Annotated in this window: 13 protein-coding genes; 12 read left to right on the top strand and 1 reads right to left on the bottom strand. The window is 68.1% G+C overall.

Features of this window, described 5'->3' with window-relative positions; genetic code table 11:
* The first annotated feature begins 3 nt into the window (after window positions 1-3).
* The 11 genes from glgX to ILT43_RS05175 all read left to right on the top strand — a co-directional run bounded on the left by glgX (window position 4) and on the right by ILT43_RS05175 (window position 16,023).
* Entirely contained in the window at window positions 4-2,130 is a 2,127-nt protein-coding gene (glgX, locus tag ILT43_RS05225; protein ID WP_204195824.1) for a glycogen debranching protein GlgX, read from the top strand.
* On the top strand, window positions 2,127-3,818 hold the full coding sequence (gene treZ, locus ILT43_RS05220) for a malto-oligosyltrehalose trehalohydrolase (RefSeq protein ID WP_204195800.1): 1,692 nt from the start codon (window positions 2,127-2,129) through the stop codon (window positions 3,816-3,818). The genes glgX and treZ overlap by 4 nt, the downstream gene beginning before the upstream one ends.
* On the top strand, window positions 3,815-5,800 hold the full coding sequence (gene malQ / locus ILT43_RS05215) for a 4-alpha-glucanotransferase (RefSeq protein ID WP_204195794.1): 1,986 nt from the start codon (window positions 3,815-3,817) through the stop codon (window positions 5,798-5,800). The genes treZ and malQ overlap by 4 nt, the downstream gene beginning before the upstream one ends.
* Window positions 5,797-8,163 (top strand): malto-oligosyltrehalose synthase, encoded by a 2,367-nt coding sequence (gene treY / locus ILT43_RS05210; RefSeq protein ID WP_204195793.1) that lies wholly within the window; start codon window positions 5,797-5,799, stop codon window positions 8,161-8,163. The genes malQ and treY overlap by 4 nt, the downstream gene beginning before the upstream one ends.
* A gap of 75 nt (window positions 8,164-8,238) precedes the next feature.
* A complete protein-coding gene (locus ILT43_RS05205) occupies window positions 8,239-9,774 on the top strand; it encodes a CoA-acylating methylmalonate-semialdehyde dehydrogenase (protein WP_204195791.1) in 1,536 nt (511 codons plus the stop codon).
* A gap of 14 nt (window positions 9,775-9,788) precedes the next feature.
* Window positions 9,789-10,322 (top strand): hypothetical protein, encoded by a 534-nt coding sequence (locus tag ILT43_RS05200; RefSeq protein ID WP_204195780.1) that lies wholly within the window; start codon window positions 9,789-9,791, stop codon window positions 10,320-10,322.
* On the top strand, window positions 10,319-11,464 hold the full coding sequence (locus tag ILT43_RS05195) for an acyl-CoA dehydrogenase family protein (RefSeq protein ID WP_204195774.1): 1,146 nt from the start codon (window positions 10,319-10,321) through the stop codon (window positions 11,462-11,464). The genes ILT43_RS05200 and ILT43_RS05195 overlap by 4 nt, the downstream gene beginning before the upstream one ends.
* A gap of 403 nt (window positions 11,465-11,867) precedes the next feature.
* The gene (locus ILT43_RS05190; RefSeq protein WP_204195757.1) at window positions 11,868-12,911 is read left to right on the top strand and encodes a 3-hydroxyisobutyryl-CoA hydrolase; all 1,044 of its coding nucleotides are present in this window, start codon (window positions 11,868-11,870) and stop codon (window positions 12,909-12,911) included.
* A 125-nt stretch (window positions 12,912-13,036) separates the two neighbouring features.
* Window positions 13,037-13,813, top strand: coding sequence for an enoyl-CoA hydratase (locus ILT43_RS05185; protein WP_204195756.1), 777 nt, complete (start codon window positions 13,037-13,039; stop codon window positions 13,811-13,813).
* A 212-nt stretch (window positions 13,814-14,025) separates the two neighbouring features.
* On the top strand, window positions 14,026-14,895 hold the full coding sequence (gene mmsB, locus ILT43_RS05180; RefSeq protein WP_204195737.1) for a 3-hydroxyisobutyrate dehydrogenase: 870 nt from the start codon (window positions 14,026-14,028) through the stop codon (window positions 14,893-14,895).
* Between the two features lie 99 nt (window positions 14,896-14,994).
* Window positions 14,995-16,023, top strand: a complete 1,029-nt coding sequence (locus tag ILT43_RS05175) for an alanine racemase (RefSeq protein ID WP_343283956.1) — start codon at window positions 14,995-14,997, stop codon at window positions 16,021-16,023.
* 7 nt (window positions 16,024-16,030) lie between these two features.
* Here ILT43_RS05175 and ILT43_RS05170 read toward each other — a convergent pair whose 3' ends face one another.
* Window positions 16,031-16,513, bottom strand: coding sequence for a GNAT family N-acetyltransferase (locus ILT43_RS05170; RefSeq protein WP_204195722.1), 483 nt, complete (start codon window positions 16,511-16,513; stop codon window positions 16,031-16,033).
* A 169-nt stretch (window positions 16,514-16,682) separates the two neighbouring features.
* On the opposite strand from ILT43_RS05170, the gene ILT43_RS05165 reads away from it, so the two are divergent.
* Window positions 16,683-17,612 (top strand): hypothetical protein, encoded by a 930-nt coding sequence (locus ILT43_RS05165; protein WP_204195709.1) that lies wholly within the window; start codon window positions 16,683-16,685, stop codon window positions 17,610-17,612.
* The last annotated feature ends 73 nt before the right edge of the window (window positions 17,613-17,685 follow it).

Here is a 17,685-nt window from a genome sequence, read left to right as displayed (position 1 = left end):
GCCTTGACGTCACTGCCCGACCGGCTCGAAGCCGGCTCGCCCTATCCGCTCGGCGCAACGTGCATCGACGGGGGGATCAACTTCGCCGTCTTCTCCGCCAATGCCGAAAAGATCGAGCTGTGCATCTTCAGCCCGGACGGCAAGCGCGAACTGCGCCGCTACGAATTGCCGGAATGGACGGACGAGGTCTGGCACGGGTATCTGCCGGATGTCGGCCCCGGTGTCCTGTACGGGTATCGCGCTCACGGCCCGTACGAGCCGGAACAGGGCCACCGCTTCAACCCGAACAAGCTGCTGCTCGACCCGTATGCGCGCAAGCTGCACGGCCAGATCAAGTGGACCGATGCGCTGCACGGTTACAAGGTTCGCTCGCGCAAGGAGGACCTGTCCTTCGATACGCGTGACAGTGCGCCGGCCATGCCCAAGGGCGTCGTCGTCGACGATCATTTCGACTGGTCGCAGGATCGCCGCCCGAACACGCCGTGGTCGGAAACGGTGGTGTACGAGGCGCACGTCAAGGGCCTGACCAAGCTGTTCGAACTGGTCCCCCCACGCGAACGCGGCACCTATGCCGCGCTCGGCCACCCGAAGGTCATCGAGCATCTGAAGAAACTGGGCGTCACCGCGCTCGAATTGATGCCGATCCACGCCTTCACGCAGGACCGGTTCCTGCAGGAGAAGGGCCTGCGCAATTACTGGGGCTACAACACGCTCTCGTTCTTCGCGCCCGAACAGTCGTATCTCGCCACCGACAGCCAGGACGAACTGCGGCGTGCCGTTCGCCGCCTGCACTCCGCCGGCATCGAGGTGATCCTCGACGTCGTCTACAATCACACCTGCGAGGGGTCGGAGAAGGGCCCGACGCTGTCGTGGCGCGGGCTGGACAACGCCAGCTACTACCGGCTGGTCAAGGATCAGCCGCGCTATGCGATCAACGACACCGGCACCGGCAACACGCTGAACACCGACAAGGCGCGCGTGATCCAGATGATCGCCGACTCGCTGCGCTACTGGGCGACCAGCTTCGGCATCGACGGCTTCCGCTTCGACCTCGGCCTGACGCTCGGGCGGACGGAAACGGGGTTCGACAGCGGCCACGCCTTCTTCGACGTGCTGCGGCAGGACCCGGTACTCGGCAAGCTGAAGCTGTCGACCGAGCCTTGGGATATCGGCCCCGGCGGTTACCAGCTCGGCAATTTCCCGCCCGGTTTCGCCGAGTGGAACGACAAGTACCGCGACACCGTCCGCAAGTTCTGGCGCGGCGACCCCTCGCAGCGCGGCGATCTCGCGGCGCGCCTGTCCGGTTCCGGCGACCTGTTCGACCGCCGCGCGCGGCGTCCCTGGGCCAGCGTCAACCTGCTCGCGGCGCATGACGGCTTCACGTTGTACGACACCGTCGCCTACGAACAGCGCCACAACGAGGCCAACAAGGAAGACAATCGCGACGGTCACTCGGAGAACTACTCGCGCAACTGGGGCGCGGAGGGGGAGGCCGACGACGAGGGGATCAAGGCGACCCGCGCCACCGTCCAGCGGTCGATGCTGACCACGCTGTTCGCCTCGCTCGGCACGCCGATGCTGGTCGCGGGCGACGAGTTCGGGCGGACGCAGGGGGGCAACAACAACGCCTATTGCCAGGACGACGAGATCAGCTGGCTCGACTGGTCGCGCGCCGCCTCGCCGGAGGGCAAGTCGCTGCTCGACTTCACCTCGCGCCTCGCCGACCTGCGCAGTCGCTATCCGGTGCTGCGCTCCAAGTCGTTCCTGTACGGGCAAAACTCGCCCGGCCACGGCGTCAACGACATCGAATGGTGGGACGAGCGCGGCGAGCAACTGTCGTCCGACGACTGGAACAACCCGGACGGCCGCGCCCTGCTGATGCGCCGTGCGGTGAAGCTGGACAGCGGGGAAATCGAGGCGGTTTCGCTGCTGCTGAACGCGTCGGACGACACGATCACCTTCACCTTGCCGCCCCCGCACAGCGACCGCGTGGTGCTGATCGATAGCACCAAACCCGATCTGCGCGAGGAGGCGATCGGCGACGATTACGAACTCGGCGCGCACGGGGCCGCGCTGATCGCGTGGAAGGTCGCGCCGGAAGCCACCGGTCAGGACGACGGAGAGGCATGATGCGCTGGGGACCGGAACTGCTGGCGGATGACCGGACGGCGTTCCGGCTCTGGGCGCCCGATGCGGACGCGGTGACGCTGGAGCTGGAAGGCCTTCCTCCCGTCGACATGACGGCGGGGGAGGGCGGCTGGTTCTCCGCGGAGGCGGCGGTCGGTGCGGATGCCCGCTACCGGTTCCGCATCGGCGACATGGCGGTGCCAGATCCCGCGTCGCGCGCGCAGGACGGCGGCGTCAACGGGTGGAGCATCGTCGTCGACCCCGCCGCGTACGAGTGGCGCAACGACTGGGCCGGTCGCGCGTGGGAAGAAACCGTCGTGATGGAGGTGCATGCCGGCACCTGCGGCGGCTTCCGCGGATTGGCGGACAAGCTGCCGGAGATCGCCGCATTAGGCGTTACGGCGGTCGAACTGATGCCGATCAACGCGTTCGGCGGCACGCGCAACTGGGGCTATGACGGCGTGCTGCCCTATGCGCCTGCAGACAGCTACGGCTCACCCGAGGACCTGAAGGCACTCATCGATCGCGCGCACGAGCTGGGCATGTCGATGTATCTCGATGTGGTCTACAACCACTTCGGACCCGATGGAAACTACCTTAACAGCTATGCCAGCGGCTTCTTCCACCCGGAGGTGAAGACGCCGTGGGGTGGCGCCGTGGCGGTGGACGAGGAGCCGGCGCGGCGCTTCTTCATCGACAATGCGCTGATGTGGCTCCAGGAATATCGCTTCGACGGGCTGCGCTTCGACGCGGTGCATGCGATCGCCAATGACGCGTTCCTTGATGCGATGGCCGCCGAAATCCGTGCGACCGTGAAGCGCCCGGTGCATCTGGTGCTGGAGAACGAGCATAACGACTCAGACCGGCTCGCACCCGGCAAGTACGACGCGCAGTGGAACGACGATTTCCATAACGTCCTGCACGTTCTGCTGACCGGCGAGACCGACGCCTATTACGCCGACTTCGCCGATCGCCCCGCCGAACGGCTGGCGCGCTGTCTGGCGGAGGGCTTTATCTATCAGGGCGAGGCGTCGACCAATCAGGACGGCAAGACCCGGGGGAAACCGTCCGCGCATCTGTCCCCGACATCGTTCGTGGCGTTCCTCCAGAATCACGACCAGATCGGCAACCGCGCGCTGGGGGAGCGGCTGACGCTGCTGACCAGCCCTACGAAGCTGCGCGCCGCGACGGTGCTGCTGCTGCTCGGGCCGCAGATCCCGCTGATCTTCATGGGCGACGAGACCGGATCGGAGACACCGTTCCTGTTCTTCACCGATTTCCACGACGAACTGGCGGACGCCGTGCGGGAAGGGCGGCGCGACGAATTCAAGAAGTTCGCCGCGTTCGACGAACCGGCCGAACGCGCGACCATCCCCGACCCCAATTGCGTCGACACGTTCGATCGGTCGCGGGTGCAGCCCGGCCCGGACGCGGATGCGTGGCGCGCCTTCTACACCGAATTGCTGACGCTGCGGCGGGAGCGGATCGTGCCGGCGCTGAAGCGGGCGTCCTCGCTCGGCGCGGAGGCGCTCGGCGACGCCGCGGTGTCCGCCCGCTGGCAACTGGGCGATGACGTGCTGACGATCGTGCTGAACCTCGGGTCGGAGCCGGTGCCGATCCCGGAGGGACGGGCTTTCTACGCCTCGGGCGAACCGGGCGCGGCGGATAGCTGCGCGGTGTGGCTGGCATGAGCGCGCTTCACGAACTGGCGGCGGAGGTCGGGCTTCAGGTCGACTGGCGCGACGCGTCGGGTCAGGCGCAACGGGTCCGCGACGAGGTGCTGGTCGACGTGCTGGAAGCGCTCGGCTTCGAGGCGCGCGACGAATGCACGATCGCGGCCACCCGTCGTCAGCACGCAGAGGGTCAGAGCAACGACGGCGGCACCTTCCTGACCGGCGATGTCGGCACGCCGATCGGGGTCCCGTTCGCCGGTCGCGGCGAACTGCTGATGGCCGACGGATCGCGGCGCGACGTGGCGATCCAGAACGGCACGCTGCCCGCGATCGACCTGCCCGGCTATCACCGGCTGATGCTCGACGATCGCGAGGTCGAGGTCGCGGTCGCGCCGAAGCGGTGCTTCACCGTCGCCGATGCCGCCGGCGACCGGCGCATCTGGGGCGCGGCGATCCAGATCGCCAGCCTGCGCGACGAACGCGGCGGCGCGTATGGCGACTTCGGCAGCCTGCGCGAGGCCGTCGCCGCATTGGCCGGCGCGGGAGCGGATGCCGCGGCGATCAGCCCGGTGCACGCGCTCTTCCCCGCGGATGCCAACCGCTACAGTCCCTATGCACCGTCGAGCCGGCTGTTCCTCAACATCCTCTTTGCCGATCCCGCGATCGTCGGCCTGCCCCTGCACGAAGGAGCCTCGCCGGACCTGATCGACTGGCAGTCCGCAATCCCCGCGCGTCTTGCGCTCCTGCGGCAGACGTTCGACGCGCGGACCGACGCGATGCGCGACGCGGTGGCGGCGTTTGCGGAGGCGGGCGGCGAGGAATTGCAACGCCACGCCCGTTTCGACGCATTGCACGCCCATTTCTTCGCGGACGGCGCGACCGGGTGGCAGGGCTGGCCGACCTCGTTCCACGATCCCGCCGGCGACGCGGTAGCGGGCTGGGCGCACGAGCATGCCAAGCAAGTAGACTTCTACCTCTTCTGCCAATGGCTTGCCGACCGCAGCCTGTCGGAGGCGCAGGCCGCCGCCAAAGCCGCCGGGATGGCCGTCGGCCTGATCGCCGACCTCGCGGTGGGGATGGATGCCGGCGGCAGCCATGCGTGGAGCCGCCCCGACGATCTCATCACCGGCCTGTCGATCGGCGCGCCGCCCGACCTGCTCGGCCCGGACGGGCAGAATTGGGGCATCACCGGTTTCGCGCCCACCGCGTTGCGGAGGCGCAATTTCGAACCGTTCCGCGCGACGCTCCGGTCTGCCTTACAACACGCCGGCGGCATTCGCATCGATCATGCGATGGGGCTGGAGCGCCTGTGGGTCGTGCCCGACGGCAAGTCGGCGGCGGACGGCGCATACCTGTCCTACCCGCTCGACGACATGCTGCGCGTGCTGGCGATAGAATCGGACGCGGCGCAGGCGATCGTCATCGGCGAGGATCTCGGCACCGTGCCCGAAGGCTTCCGCCCCAAGCTCGATTCGCGCGCCGTCATGGGCATGCGGGTGATGCCGTTCGAGGCGGACGGCGCAGGCAATATCACGCCGCCCGACGAGTGGGCGCCCGAAGCCGCCGCGATGACCGGCACGCACGATCTGCCGACGATCGCCGGCTGGTGGCGCGGGCGCGATATCGAACTCACCTACGAACTCCATCGCAGCACGCGCGCTGACAGTCGCGAGGCCGCCGAGGCGACGCGCGACCACGAGCGGAAGGGGTGGTGGAACAGCTTCACCGCCGCCGGCACCGCATCGGGCGAACGCCCCGCCCCTGACGATTCCGCACCCGTGATCGACGCCGCGCTCGGCTTCGTCGGGCAGACGCCGTGCGCGATCGCGGTCGTGCCGCTGGAGGACGTGGCGGGGCTGGTCGAACAGCCCAACCTGCCCGGCACGATCGACGAACATCCCAATTGGCGACGTCGCATGCCCGACGTGACGGGGGCGCTGCTGGACCAGCCCGCCGTCGCCGCGCGCCTCGCCACGCTTAACAAGGCCAGAACCCGATGACCCCGCGCGCCACCTATCGCCTGCAATTGCACAAGGATTTCACCTTCGCCGATGCGGAGGCGATCGTGCCCTATCTGGCCGATTTCGGCATCAGCCACGCCTATCTGTCGCCGATCACCACCGCGACCAGGGGGTCGATGCACGGCTACGACGTGGTCGATCCGACCCGCATCAATCCCGAACTCGGCGGCGCGGACGCATTCCGCTCGCTGGTTGCTTCGTTGCGCGCGCACGACATGGGTGTCGTCATCGATATCGTGCCCAATCACATGGGCGTCGCCGGGGCTGAGAACGCGTGGTGGAACGATGTGCTGGCCAAGGGCCGCGACAGTGAGTTCGCCGACGTGTTCGACATCGACTGGAAACAGCCGATCGTCCTGCCCGTACTCGGCGATCCGCTGCCCAAGGCGCTCGCCGACGGCGCGGTCGTGGTCGAGGACGACGCGATCGTCGCCTATGGCGAGCACCGCTTCCCCCTGCGCGCCGAGGATCGCGGCACGACCGATGCGGTGGAGGATGTGCTCGACCGCCAGCATTATCGGCTGGCGTGGTGGCGCACCGCCGACGACGAGCTCAATTGGCGGCGCTTCTTCACCGTCAACGAACTCGCCGGCGTCCGCGTCGGTGACCCCAAGGTGTTCGAGCGCACCCACGCGCTGATCTTCCGCCTCTGGGAAGAGGGACTGATCGACGGCGTCCGCGTCGATCACGTCGACGGCCTGACCGACCCCGCCGATTACTGCCGCACGCTGCGCCGGCGATTCGAGGACGGCCCACGCCAGGATCACGCGGTGATCTGGATCGAGAAGATCCTCGGTGCAGGCGAACCGCTGGCGAAGGATTGGGGTGTCGACGGTACCAGCGGCTACGATTTCATGGAGGAGGTCGCGGCGCTGCTCCACGACCCCGCCGGCGAAACCCCGCTCGCCGAAGCATGGGCGTCGCTCAGCGGCCGCCCCGCCGAATTCGCACCCGAAGAGCTTCAGGCACGGCAGGACGAACTGGCGTGGCAATTCGAGGGGCAGCTGAAATCCTGCGTCCGCGCCTTCGCAAAGCTGGCCGAGTCAAGTGACGAGACGCTGGCGCTCACCCCGGAAATGCTGCGGCGCGCGATCCAGCGGCTGCTGTGGGTATTCCCCGTCTACCGCACCTATGGCACCGGCAGCGATGCCCCTGCCACCGACGCCGCGATCCGCGCCGACGTGCGCGCCCGGGTCGAGAAGTTCATCCCGCCGGGCGAGGGCTTCGTTGTCGATGCCGTGCTCGCATGGCTGGCGGGCGAGGGGCCCGGCGATCCCGATCTCGCGCATCAGGCGGTCCGCCGTTTCCAGCAACTCTCCGCTCCCGTCGCCGCGAAGGGCGTCGAGGACACCGCCTTCTACCGCTATGGCCGCCTGCTCTCGCGCAACGACGTCGGCTTCGACGCGGAACAGTTCGCCGGCACGATCGACGGCTTCCACGATCGCATGACGGCGCGGGCGACCGACTGGCCCCGCGCGATGCTGACCACGGCGACGCACGACCACAAGCGCGGCGAGGATGTCCGCGCCCGCCTCGCCGTGCTGAGCGAGGTGCCCGATCTGTGGCTGAAGCACGTCACTACATGGAACGAGGTGGCGATGGAGGCGCTGGAGGGCGTCGATCCCGCCGACGCCTATATGCTCTACCAGACGCTGTTCGGCGCGTGGCCGGAGGGGCTGGCGACCGACGACACTGCCGGCCTGTCTGACTTCGCCGAGCGCGTGAACGCGTGGCAGCAAAAGGCACTGCGCGAAGCCAAGCTGCGCTCGTCGTGGGAGGCACCCGACGAGGACTATGAGGCGCGCTGCAAGGCACTGGTCGAGCGCCTGCTCGATCCGGCACGATCGGCGGAGTTCCTGGCGGACCTTGCGGCGCTGGTTACCGAGACGGCGGATGCCGCCCAAGCCAATTCGCTCGCGCAGGTGGCGCTGCGCTGCACCGTGCCGGGCGTGCCCGACTGCTATCAGGGCACCGAACTCGCCGACCTCAGCCTCGTCGATCCCGACAACCGCCGGCCCGTCGATTACGCCCGCCGCCGTAAGGTTCTGGAGAACCGCAACGACCCGAAGATGGCGATGCTTGCGGAATTGCTAGCGTTGCGCGGGAAAGACCCGGAGCTGTTCGCAAAGGGCGACTACCGCCCCCTCACGATCGAAGGCGCGCAGGCCGACCACATCCTCGCCTTCGAGCGCCACCACGGCGGCAAGACGTTGCGCATCGCGGTGGCGTTGCGCACCACGGCCGTAAGCGATTGGGGCGACACCCGCATCGCGTTCACCGATGCGCCCCGATCCGCCGCCGAAGCCTTTGCCGATCGGACGGTATACGCTGCCCTCGACTGATCGGACTTGTCTCCACGCGCGGATCGCGACAAAGGTCCGCGCAAGGAAATTACAAGACGACATAGGAGAGCGACGATGCGGACGATCGATCATGTGATCGCCGGGGAGTCTGGCGGCAGCGCGGGCGTTGCGCGCAGCGGCGACGTCTACGACCCCAATACCGGGCAGGTGCAGGCGCGCGTCACGCTCGGCACGCAGGCCGATCTCGATCGCGCCGTCGCCGCCGCGCAGGCCGCGCAGCCCGGCTGGGCCGCCACCAATCCGCAACGCCGGGCCCGCGTCATGTTCCGCTTCAAGGAGCTGGTCGAGCAGAACATGGATGCGCTGGCGCACATGCTCTCGTCCGAACACGGCAAGGTCATCGCCGACTCGAAGGGCGACATCCAGCGCGGCCTCGAAGTCATCGAATTCTGCTGCGGCATCCCGCACGTTCTGAAGGGCGAGTATACGCAGGGCGCCGGCCCCGGCATCGACGTCTATTCGATGCGCCAGCCGCTCGGCATCGGCGCGGGCATCACGCCGTTCAACTTCCCCGGCATGATCCCGATGTGGATGTTCGGTACCGCGATCGCGACCGGCAACGCCTTCATCCTGAAGCCGTCGGAGCGCGATCCCTCCGTCCCGGTCCGCCTCGCCGAGCTGATGCTGGAGGCGGGCGCGCCTGCCGGCATCCTTCAGGTCGTCCACGGCGACAAGGAGATGGTCGACGCCATCCTCGATCACCCCGCGATCAGCGCGATCAGCTTCGTCGGGTCGTCCGACATCGCCCACTACGTCTACCGCCGCGGCGTCGACGCGGGCAAGCGCGTGCAGGCGATGGGCGGCGCGAAGAACCACGGCATCGTCATGCCCGACGCCGACCTCGACCAGGTCGTCGCCGACCTGTCCGGCGCGGCATTCGGTTCGGCGGGCGAGCGCTGCATGGCGCTTCCGGTCGTGGTGCCGGTCGGCGAAAAGACCGCCGACGCGCTACGCGAGAAGCTGATCCCCGCCATCGCCGCGCTGCGCGTCGGCGTGTCGACCGACGCGGAGGCGCATTACGGCCCGGTCGTGAACGCCGCGCACCGCACCCGCGTCGAGAACTGGATCCAGACCGGCGTCGACGAGGGCGCGGAACTGGTCGTCGACGGCCGCAACTTCACGCTGCAGGGGCATGAGCAGGGCTTCTTCATCGGCCCCAGCCTGTTCGACCGCGTCACCACCGATATGAGCGCGTACAAGGAGGAGATTTTCGGACCGGTCCTCCAGATCGTCCGCGCGCCCGATTTCGAGACGGCGGTGCGCCTGCCGAGCGAGCATCAGTACGGCAACGGCGTCGCGATCTTCACGCGCAACGGCCACGCCGCGCGCGAGTTCGCGGCGCGGGTCAACGTCGGCATGGTCGGCATCAACGTGCCGATCCCGGTGCCCGTCGCCTATCACAGCTTCGGCGGCTGGAAGCGCAGCGCGTTCGGCGACACCAACCAGCACGGGATGGAGGGCGTCCGCTTCTGGACCAAGGTCAAGACCGTGACACAGCGCTGGCCCGACGGCTCGGTCCTGCCGACCGGTTCCGAAGACGGCGGACCCAGCCGCGTGCAGGACGCGTTCGTCATCCCGACGATGGGTTGAGCGGAGTGAAGACCATGAAGCATCTAAGTCTGGCCGCCTTCCTGATCCTCGCCGCCTGCGGTTCGTCGGAAGATGCCGGCAGCAACAACAGCAGCAGCCCCGAAACCGCCGGCGCGGCGATCGAGCAGACGCCCGCGAACCTGATGGACGACCCGAACAACAGCGTCGTGCCGATCCGCCCCGACGACGTGACGCGCGTCGAGCAGACCGTCTCCGCGATCCCCGCGGAATTTACCGGACGCTGGGGCATGGTCGCCAATGACTGCGATCCGCAGCGTGCCGACAACAAGGGCCTGCTGACGGTGGCCGCCGACAAGCTCAGCTTCTACGAATCGCGTGCGGTACCCGGCAACATCCGCCTCGCATCGCCGAACAAGCTGACGACCGATCTCGCCTTCTCCGGCGAAGGCCAGACGTGGCAGCAGACCGCGACGCTGACGCTGATGGACGACGGCAAGACGCTGATCCGCGAGGCGATCGGTGGAGAGAAGGGCGATGAACAGGGCGCGCAACGCTATTCGCGCTGCCCGGCGGGGGCAGCCAAGTGACGAACCAGTTCGACCTGACGGATGACCAGCGCGAGATCCAGGAGCTCGCGCGGCGCTTCACCGCCGACCGCATCACGCCGTTCGCGGGAGAGTGGGACGAGAAGCACATCTTCCCGCGCGACACGATCAAGGCTGCGGCCGAACTCGGCTTCGCGTCGATCTACGTGTCCGAAGAGTCCGGCGGCATCGCGCTCGGCCGGCTGGAGGCGGCGCTGATCATGGAGGCGATGGCGTACGGTTGCCCCTCCACCTCCGCGTTCATCTCGATCCACAACATGGCGTCGTGGATGATCGACCGGTTCGGGTCGCAGACGGTGAAGGACAAATACCTGCCGTCGCTCGTCACGATGGACCGCATCGCCAGCTATTGCCTGACCGAACCATCGTCCGGCTCCGACGCTTCGGCGCTGAAGACGAAGGCGGTCAAGGACGGCGACGACTGGATCGTCACCGGATCGAAGCAGTTCATCTCCGGCGCGGGCGAGAACGAGGTCTACGTCACGATGGTCCGCACCGGCGAGGAGGGGCCGAAGGGCATCTCCGCGCTGGTGATCGAAAAGGACATGCCCGGCGTGTCGTTCGGCGCCAACGAGCGCAAGCTCGGCTGGCATTCGCAGCCCACGCGTCAGGTGACGTTCGACGGCGTTCGCGTGCCCGGCGAGAACCTCGTCGGCGGGCTGGGGGAGGGGTTCCGCATCGCGATGATGGGCCTCGACGGCGGCCGCCTCAATATCGGCGCCTGCTCGCTCGGCGGCGCGCAACGATGCATCGACGAAGCGATCGGCTACACCCGTGATCGCCAGCAGTTCGGCAAGCCCATCGCCGAGTTCCAGAACACGCAGTTCACGCTGGCCGACATGGCGACCGAGCTGGAGGCCGCCCGCGCGCTGCTCTACATCGCCGCCGCCAAGGTCACCGCCAACGCCCCCGACAAGACCAAATTCGCCGCAATGGCCAAGCGGCTGGCGACCGACACCGGCAGCAGCGTGGTTGACCGCGCGCTCCAGTTGCACGGCGGCTACGGCTATCTGATGGACTACCCCATCGAACGCTTCTGGCGCGACCTGCGCGTGCATTCGATTCTCGAGGGCACCAATCAGGTCATGCGCATGATCGTCGGCCGCGAACTGACGCGCCAGTGAGCGTCGTTCTTAAATCCTCCCCGGCACGGGGAGGGGGACCGCGAAGCGGTGGAGGGGCAGCCACAAGCAAGAGGGCCCGCGGCTACCCCTCCGTCACGCCTATGGCGCGCCACCTCCCCGTACCGGGGAGGATCAGGAACCTCGCTCAATCCTCCCCGGCACGGGGAGGGGGACCAGCGAAGCTGGTGGAGGGGCAGCCACAAGCGCGACGGCCTGCTGCTGCCCCTCCGTCACGTTTCTGGTGCGCCGCCTTCCTGTACCGCGGAGGATCAACGACGTCTTCTAATCCTCCCCTGCAAGGGGAGGTGGCACGCCGCAGGCGTGACGGAGGGGTGACGCGCCATCGAGAGGGGGGCACCTCTCCGGCGCCGCGCGCCACCTCCCCTGCAAGGGGAGGAGTGAAGTGACCGACGACATCCTCATCAGCGGCGACGGCCCCGTCGCCTACCTCCGCCTTAACCGCCCCAAGGCGCTCCACGCCCTCAACCTCCCCATGTGCGAAGCGATCACTGCCGCTCTCGAGGACTGGCGCGCGGATACCACGATCGAGGCGATCATCCTCGATCACGCCGAGGGGCGCGGCTTCTGCGCCGGCGGCGACATCCGCATGCTCGCCGACAGCGGCGCCGGCGACGGGAACGACGCCCGCGCTTTCTTCGCCACCGAATACCGGATGAACCACCGGCTGTTCACCTACGCCAAGCCGATCGTCGCATTCATGGACGGCATCACGATGGGCGGCGGCGTCGGCATCGCGCTGCCCTGCCGCTACCGCGTCGCGACGGAGAACACGAAGCTCGCGATGCCCGAAACCGGGATCGGCCTGTTCCCCGACGTCGGCGGCGGCTGGTACCTGTCGCGCCTGCCCGGCCGCATCGGTCAGTATCTCGCGCTCACCGGCCACCGGCTGAACGGTGCGGAGTGCCTCGCCCTCGGTCTCGCCACGCACTACCTCACCGCCGACCGGCTCGACGAGGCCAAGACCCGCATCGCCGCCGACCCGCAGGCGGTCGAGGCAACGCTGGACGAACTCTCTGCCCCCGCGCCGGATGCGCCGCTGCTCGCCCATCGCGACGCGATCGACCGCCTGTTCGCCGCCGACGATCTGGAAGCGATCCTCGCCGCACTCGACGCGGATGGTGGCGACTGGGCGCAGGTCCAGCGCGCCACGCTCGCGACCAAGTCGCCGCAGGCGATGAAGGTGTCGCTCAAGCTGGTGCTCGACGGTGCGCAGATGCCGACCTTCGAGGACGAGATGCGGCAGGAGTACGCCGTCGCCGTCCACGTCGTGCAGCGCCCCGACTTTGCCGAGGGCGTGCGCGCGCTGATCGTCGACAAGGACAATGCGCCCCGCTGGAACCCCGGCACCCCGGCGGAGGTCAGCGACCATATGATCGACCGCATCTTCGCACCCTTGCCCGCCGGCGAGGAATGGACGCCAAACTAGTTTCTCCCCTCCCCTTCAGGGGAGGGGCTGGGGGTGGGGCCTCGCCGCAAGCACGTCGCCAGTGGAAAGTCCCCACCCCCGACCCTCCCCTGAAGGGGAGTGGCTTTATAGCTAAGGATGCATCGATGGCCGAATACGAGACGATCCTGGTCGAGCAGCGCGGCGCGGCGACGCTCGTCACGCTCAACCGCCCGCAGGCGCTGAACGCGCTCAACGGTCAGGTGCTGGACGAACTGCTCCACGCGATGGCCGCCTTCGACAAGGATGCGTCGCAGGGCTGCGCCGTCCTCACCGGCAGCGCGAAGGCGTTCGCAGCGGGCGCCGACATCAAGGAGATGCAGGCGCAGGGCTTCGCCGATATGTACGGCCACGACTTCTTCGCCGGCTGGGACCGCTTCACCCGCACGCGCAAGCCGATCATCGCCGCGGTGGCCGGCTACGCGCTCGGCGGCGGTTGCGAGGTCGCGATGATGTGCGATTTCATCCTCGCCGCCGACACCGCCAAGTTCGGCCAGCCCGAGGTCAAGCTCGCCGTGTCCCCGGGCATGGGCGGGTCGCAACGGCTGGCGCATGCCGTCGGCAAGGCCAAGGCGATGGAGATGTGCCTGACCGGCCGCATGATGGATGCCGCCGAGGCCGAGCGCGCCGGCCTCGTCAGCCGCATCGTCCCTGCCGACGACCTGATCGACGAGGCGGTGAAGACCGCGCAGACGATCGCGGGCATGGCCCCGCTCGCCGTGCTGGCGAACAAGGAAATGGTCAACGCGGCGTTCGAAATGAGCCTGTCGCACGGAGTCCAGTTTGAACGCCGCCTGTTCCACGGCCTGTTCGGCACCGAGGATCAGTCGGAGGGCATGGCCGCCTTCGTCGAGAAGCGGGCAGGGGTGTGGTCGGGACGCTGACCCGTGCCGCAGCGAACTCGCGCCGTGGCGGAAATGGGACGGCACAAACCCCGATCCGTTCGGGCTGAGCCTGTCGAAGCCCAGCCATCCGCAAGCGATCGGCACGTGAAGACAGCCCCTTCGACAGGCTCAGGGCGAACGGGGTGGGTCGAGGCAGGATCATCGTAATAGAGGTGCCCGCCCCGCACGAGCACGGAACAGGAGAGGAAAACATGGCACGCGTTGCGATCATCGGACTGGGTAATATGGGTGGCGGCATGGCCGCGAACCTCGCGAAAGCCGGCCACACGGTCCGCGCCTTCGACCTGAGCGAAGACGCGCTGATCCGCGCCGAAGCCGCGGGCTGCACCCGCGGCACCTCCGCGCCCGACGCGGCGCAGGATGCGGAGGCGGTCGTGACGATGCTGCCTGCGGGCACCCACGTCGCCTCCGTCTACGACGAGCTGTATGCGGTGCTCGCCCCCGACACGCTGCTGATCGATTGCTCGACGATCGATGTCGCCACCGCCCGCCGCGTCGCCGAGGCTGCCGCCGCGAAGGGCTTCGTCGCCGTCGACGCGCCCGTCTCCGGCGGCATCGCCGCGGCGGCGGCGGGGACGCTGACCTTCATGGTCGGCGGCACCGACGCCGGCTTCGACCGTGCGAAACCGCTGCTCGACGACATGGGCAAGGCGGTGATCCGCGCGGGCGGCAACGGCGCGGGGCAGGCCGCGAAGATGTGCAACAACATGCTGCTCGGCGCGACGATGATCGCCACGTGCGAGGCGTTCGTGATGGCGCAGAAGCTCGGCCTCGACCCGCAGGCGTTCTACGACATCGCCAGCGTATCGTCCGGCCAGAGCTGGTCGACCACCAGCTATTGCCCCGTCCCCGGCGTCGGCCCGACGACGCCTGCCGACAATGACTACAAGGGCGGCTTCGCGACCGCGCTGATGTTGAAGGACCTGCGCCTCGCGATGGCCGCCGCCGCTGACGCGAACGCGGCGACGCCGATGGGCTCGCGCGCCGCCGAACTCTACGAAGCTTTCGCCGCAGAGGGGAACGGCGCGGTCGATTTCTCCGGCATCATCCGCACCTTGTGAGTATCGCCCGTCGACGATCGACGCCGTCGTTGACGCGTTCCGGCGCAACCGGGCTGGCCTGACCGGGGCCGCAGCGGCTATCGGGGCGGCGTGATCGACATCCCGCCTCCGCTTCGCCTGCTCATCGACGGTCCTGCGCTCGCCGCCAACTGGCGCGCGCTCGACCGGATGAGCGGTACGGCCGCGGCCGGCGCGGCGGTCAAGGCGGACGGCTACGGCCTCGGCGCGGTGCAGGTCGCCGAGCGCCTGGCGCAAGCGGGCTGTCGCGACTTCTTCACGGCGACCTGGGCGGAGGCGCAGGCGCTCGCGCCGCTGGGCCTGATCGTCTCCGTCCTGCACGGCCTTCGCGCCGAGGACGTGCCCGCCGCGCTGGCCGGCTTCGCACGGCCGGTGCTGAGCACCCCGACCCAGGTCGCGCGCTGGCGGGACGCGGGCGGGGGGCCATGCGACGTCATGGTCGATACCGGCATGAACCGGCTCGGGCTGGCCGCGGCGGATGTCGCGGCCGGAATGCTCGACGGCCTGACGATCGAAACGCTGATGAGCCACCTCGCGTGCGCCGACGAGGACTCCTCGATGAACCCGGCCCAGCGCACCGCGCTGCACGAATTGCGCGGCCGCACCGGCGCACGTCGCCTCAGCCTCGCCAATTCGGCCGGCATCGCGCTGGGGAGCGATTACGCCTTCGACCTCACGCGCCCCGGCCTCGCGCTGTATGGCGGCATCGCCCGCGCCGAACTGGCGAGCGTGATCGCGCCGGTCGTCACTCCGCAGGCGCAGGTGCTGCAACGCCGCCGCGTGCCCGCCGGCGCAACCGTCGGCTATAACGCCACCTGGACCGCGCCCGTGGACACGGAGGTGGCGATCGTCAACCTCGGCTATGCGGACGGCTATCTGCGCGGATTCTCTGACCGCGGTGTGGCCACGGCCGGCGACGCGATGCTCCCGGTGATCGGCCGCGTATCGATGGACCTCGTCGCGCTGAACGTCGCTGCCGCCCCCGACCTCGCCGAGGGCGAGTGGGTGTCGATCGCCTTCGACCTCCCCACCGCCGCCGCCGCCTCCGGCCTGTCGCAATATGAACTGCTGACCGGATTGGGCGCGCGCTATGGCCGCGTCTGGGCCTGAGAGCCGGTCACGCCAGCATCAGCAACGCCCGACCGATGCGGTCCCCGGCCTCCCCCGTATCGCGGAAGCCAAGCTTGTGCAGCAGGCGCCACGACGCAAGGTTCGCCGGCCTGCACTCCGCGACGATCCGGCGATCCGGATGCGCCCCCTGCAAGGCGTGCAGAACGGCGGCAACTCCCTCGCTCGCATAGCCGCGCCCATGCCGCGCGGCATCGATCCAGTACCCGATCTCGATCCGCTCGCCCGCCCGCAGATGCACGCCGACGCAGCCGACCAGATCGTCACCGTCCCACAGCCCCAGAAAGCACTCCTCCTCCCCGTTCCGCGCGATCAGCGCCACGGCAGCGTCGTCATCGAAGGGCGAGGACAGGAAATCGATCGGCCCGGTAATCGCGGGATGATCCGTCAACCGCCGCAGATCGCCGGCCTCGTCTGACCCGAACGGCCGAATATGCAGTCGCGGTGTGCTTATATTTGCAAGCGCGCTCATCACGCCACGTCCTGCCTTCCGATCCAAAGCACTGAGTCCTGAGGTAATTGCTCACGCGTCTGTCCGATCAAGCCACGACGTTCCCGACCTCAGAAATTCTACGTACGACAATTCTACTCGCCAGCGACGTTAACCTTGGTTAGCTCATAGGCCTCAGGGGGAAAACCATATGTCGGTGACGTCGATAATCGGAGGCGGCGTTCGTCTGGTGCGCACGCAACCCAAAACGGTCGTCATCTGGGCGGCGCTCTACGGTGTAGTGATGGCGGTGGGCATGGTCGTGATGCGGCCGATGACGGCGACGATGTTGGCACTCCAGCAGCAGGCAGCGGCCGACGCCGCTGCGGGCGTGACGTCTGCCCCGGCTATTCCCCCCGGCTGGTTCGGGATTCTGTTTCTGTTCGAGCTTCTATTCTGCGTTCTTGCCGTGATCGCATTCGCCGCGGTCGTCCGGGCGGTGTCCAACCCCACCGGCGATCGTTTCGCCTATCTTCGTCTGGGGATGGACGAACTTCGGTTGATCGGCCTTGGCGTCATGCTCGTCATCGCAGCGTTCATCGCGGAAACGATCGGCATCCTTGCCGTCGCTCTCGTCGGAGTCATTGCCGGCACGATTATGGGTCAGGCTGCGACCATCGTTGTCATCACGATCGCTGGCTTGGCCCTGCTCTGTGGTGCTATCTACGCTCAGGTCCGCCTGTCGCTCTCGGGGGCGCTGACCGTGTTGCGCGGTAAGATCGTCATCCGCGATGCATGGCACATCACGCGCGGGCATTTCTGGACATTGTTCGGGGTTTTCACGCTCCTGACCGCGATCTTCGTCGTCATGACGGTCGTCCTGATCGCGCTCACCAACCCTCAATTGCTTGCGGCCTATGCCAGTCTCGATCAGCAAGCGACGATCGCCGCTGCCCAGCAGCAGATCGCACGTCAGGGCGCGGGCTTCACGCTGGGCATGATCGTGCAACTGGTGATGGGCGCCATCGTCGGCACGGTCGCCGGTGCAATTGGCTGCGGAGCAATCGCCACGGCCGCGATCCAACTCGGCGGCACAGACATGCGCCATGAGGAAGCCGGTTCAGCCTGGACACCTCGATAATCATCCAATCGGCCCGTGCCCTGCGCAAGGTCGACACCGGCGACCCTCAAGTCAAGGATGAGCCCGCGACGGA

This window comes from Sphingomonas longa, assembly GCF_016892685.1.
GTDB classification, from domain to species: Bacteria; Pseudomonadota; Alphaproteobacteria; order Sphingomonadales; family Sphingomonadaceae; genus Sphingomonas; species Sphingomonas longa.
Note: the sequence above shows the minus strand (reverse complement) of the source record. Positions and strands in the feature narration are given on the sequence as shown.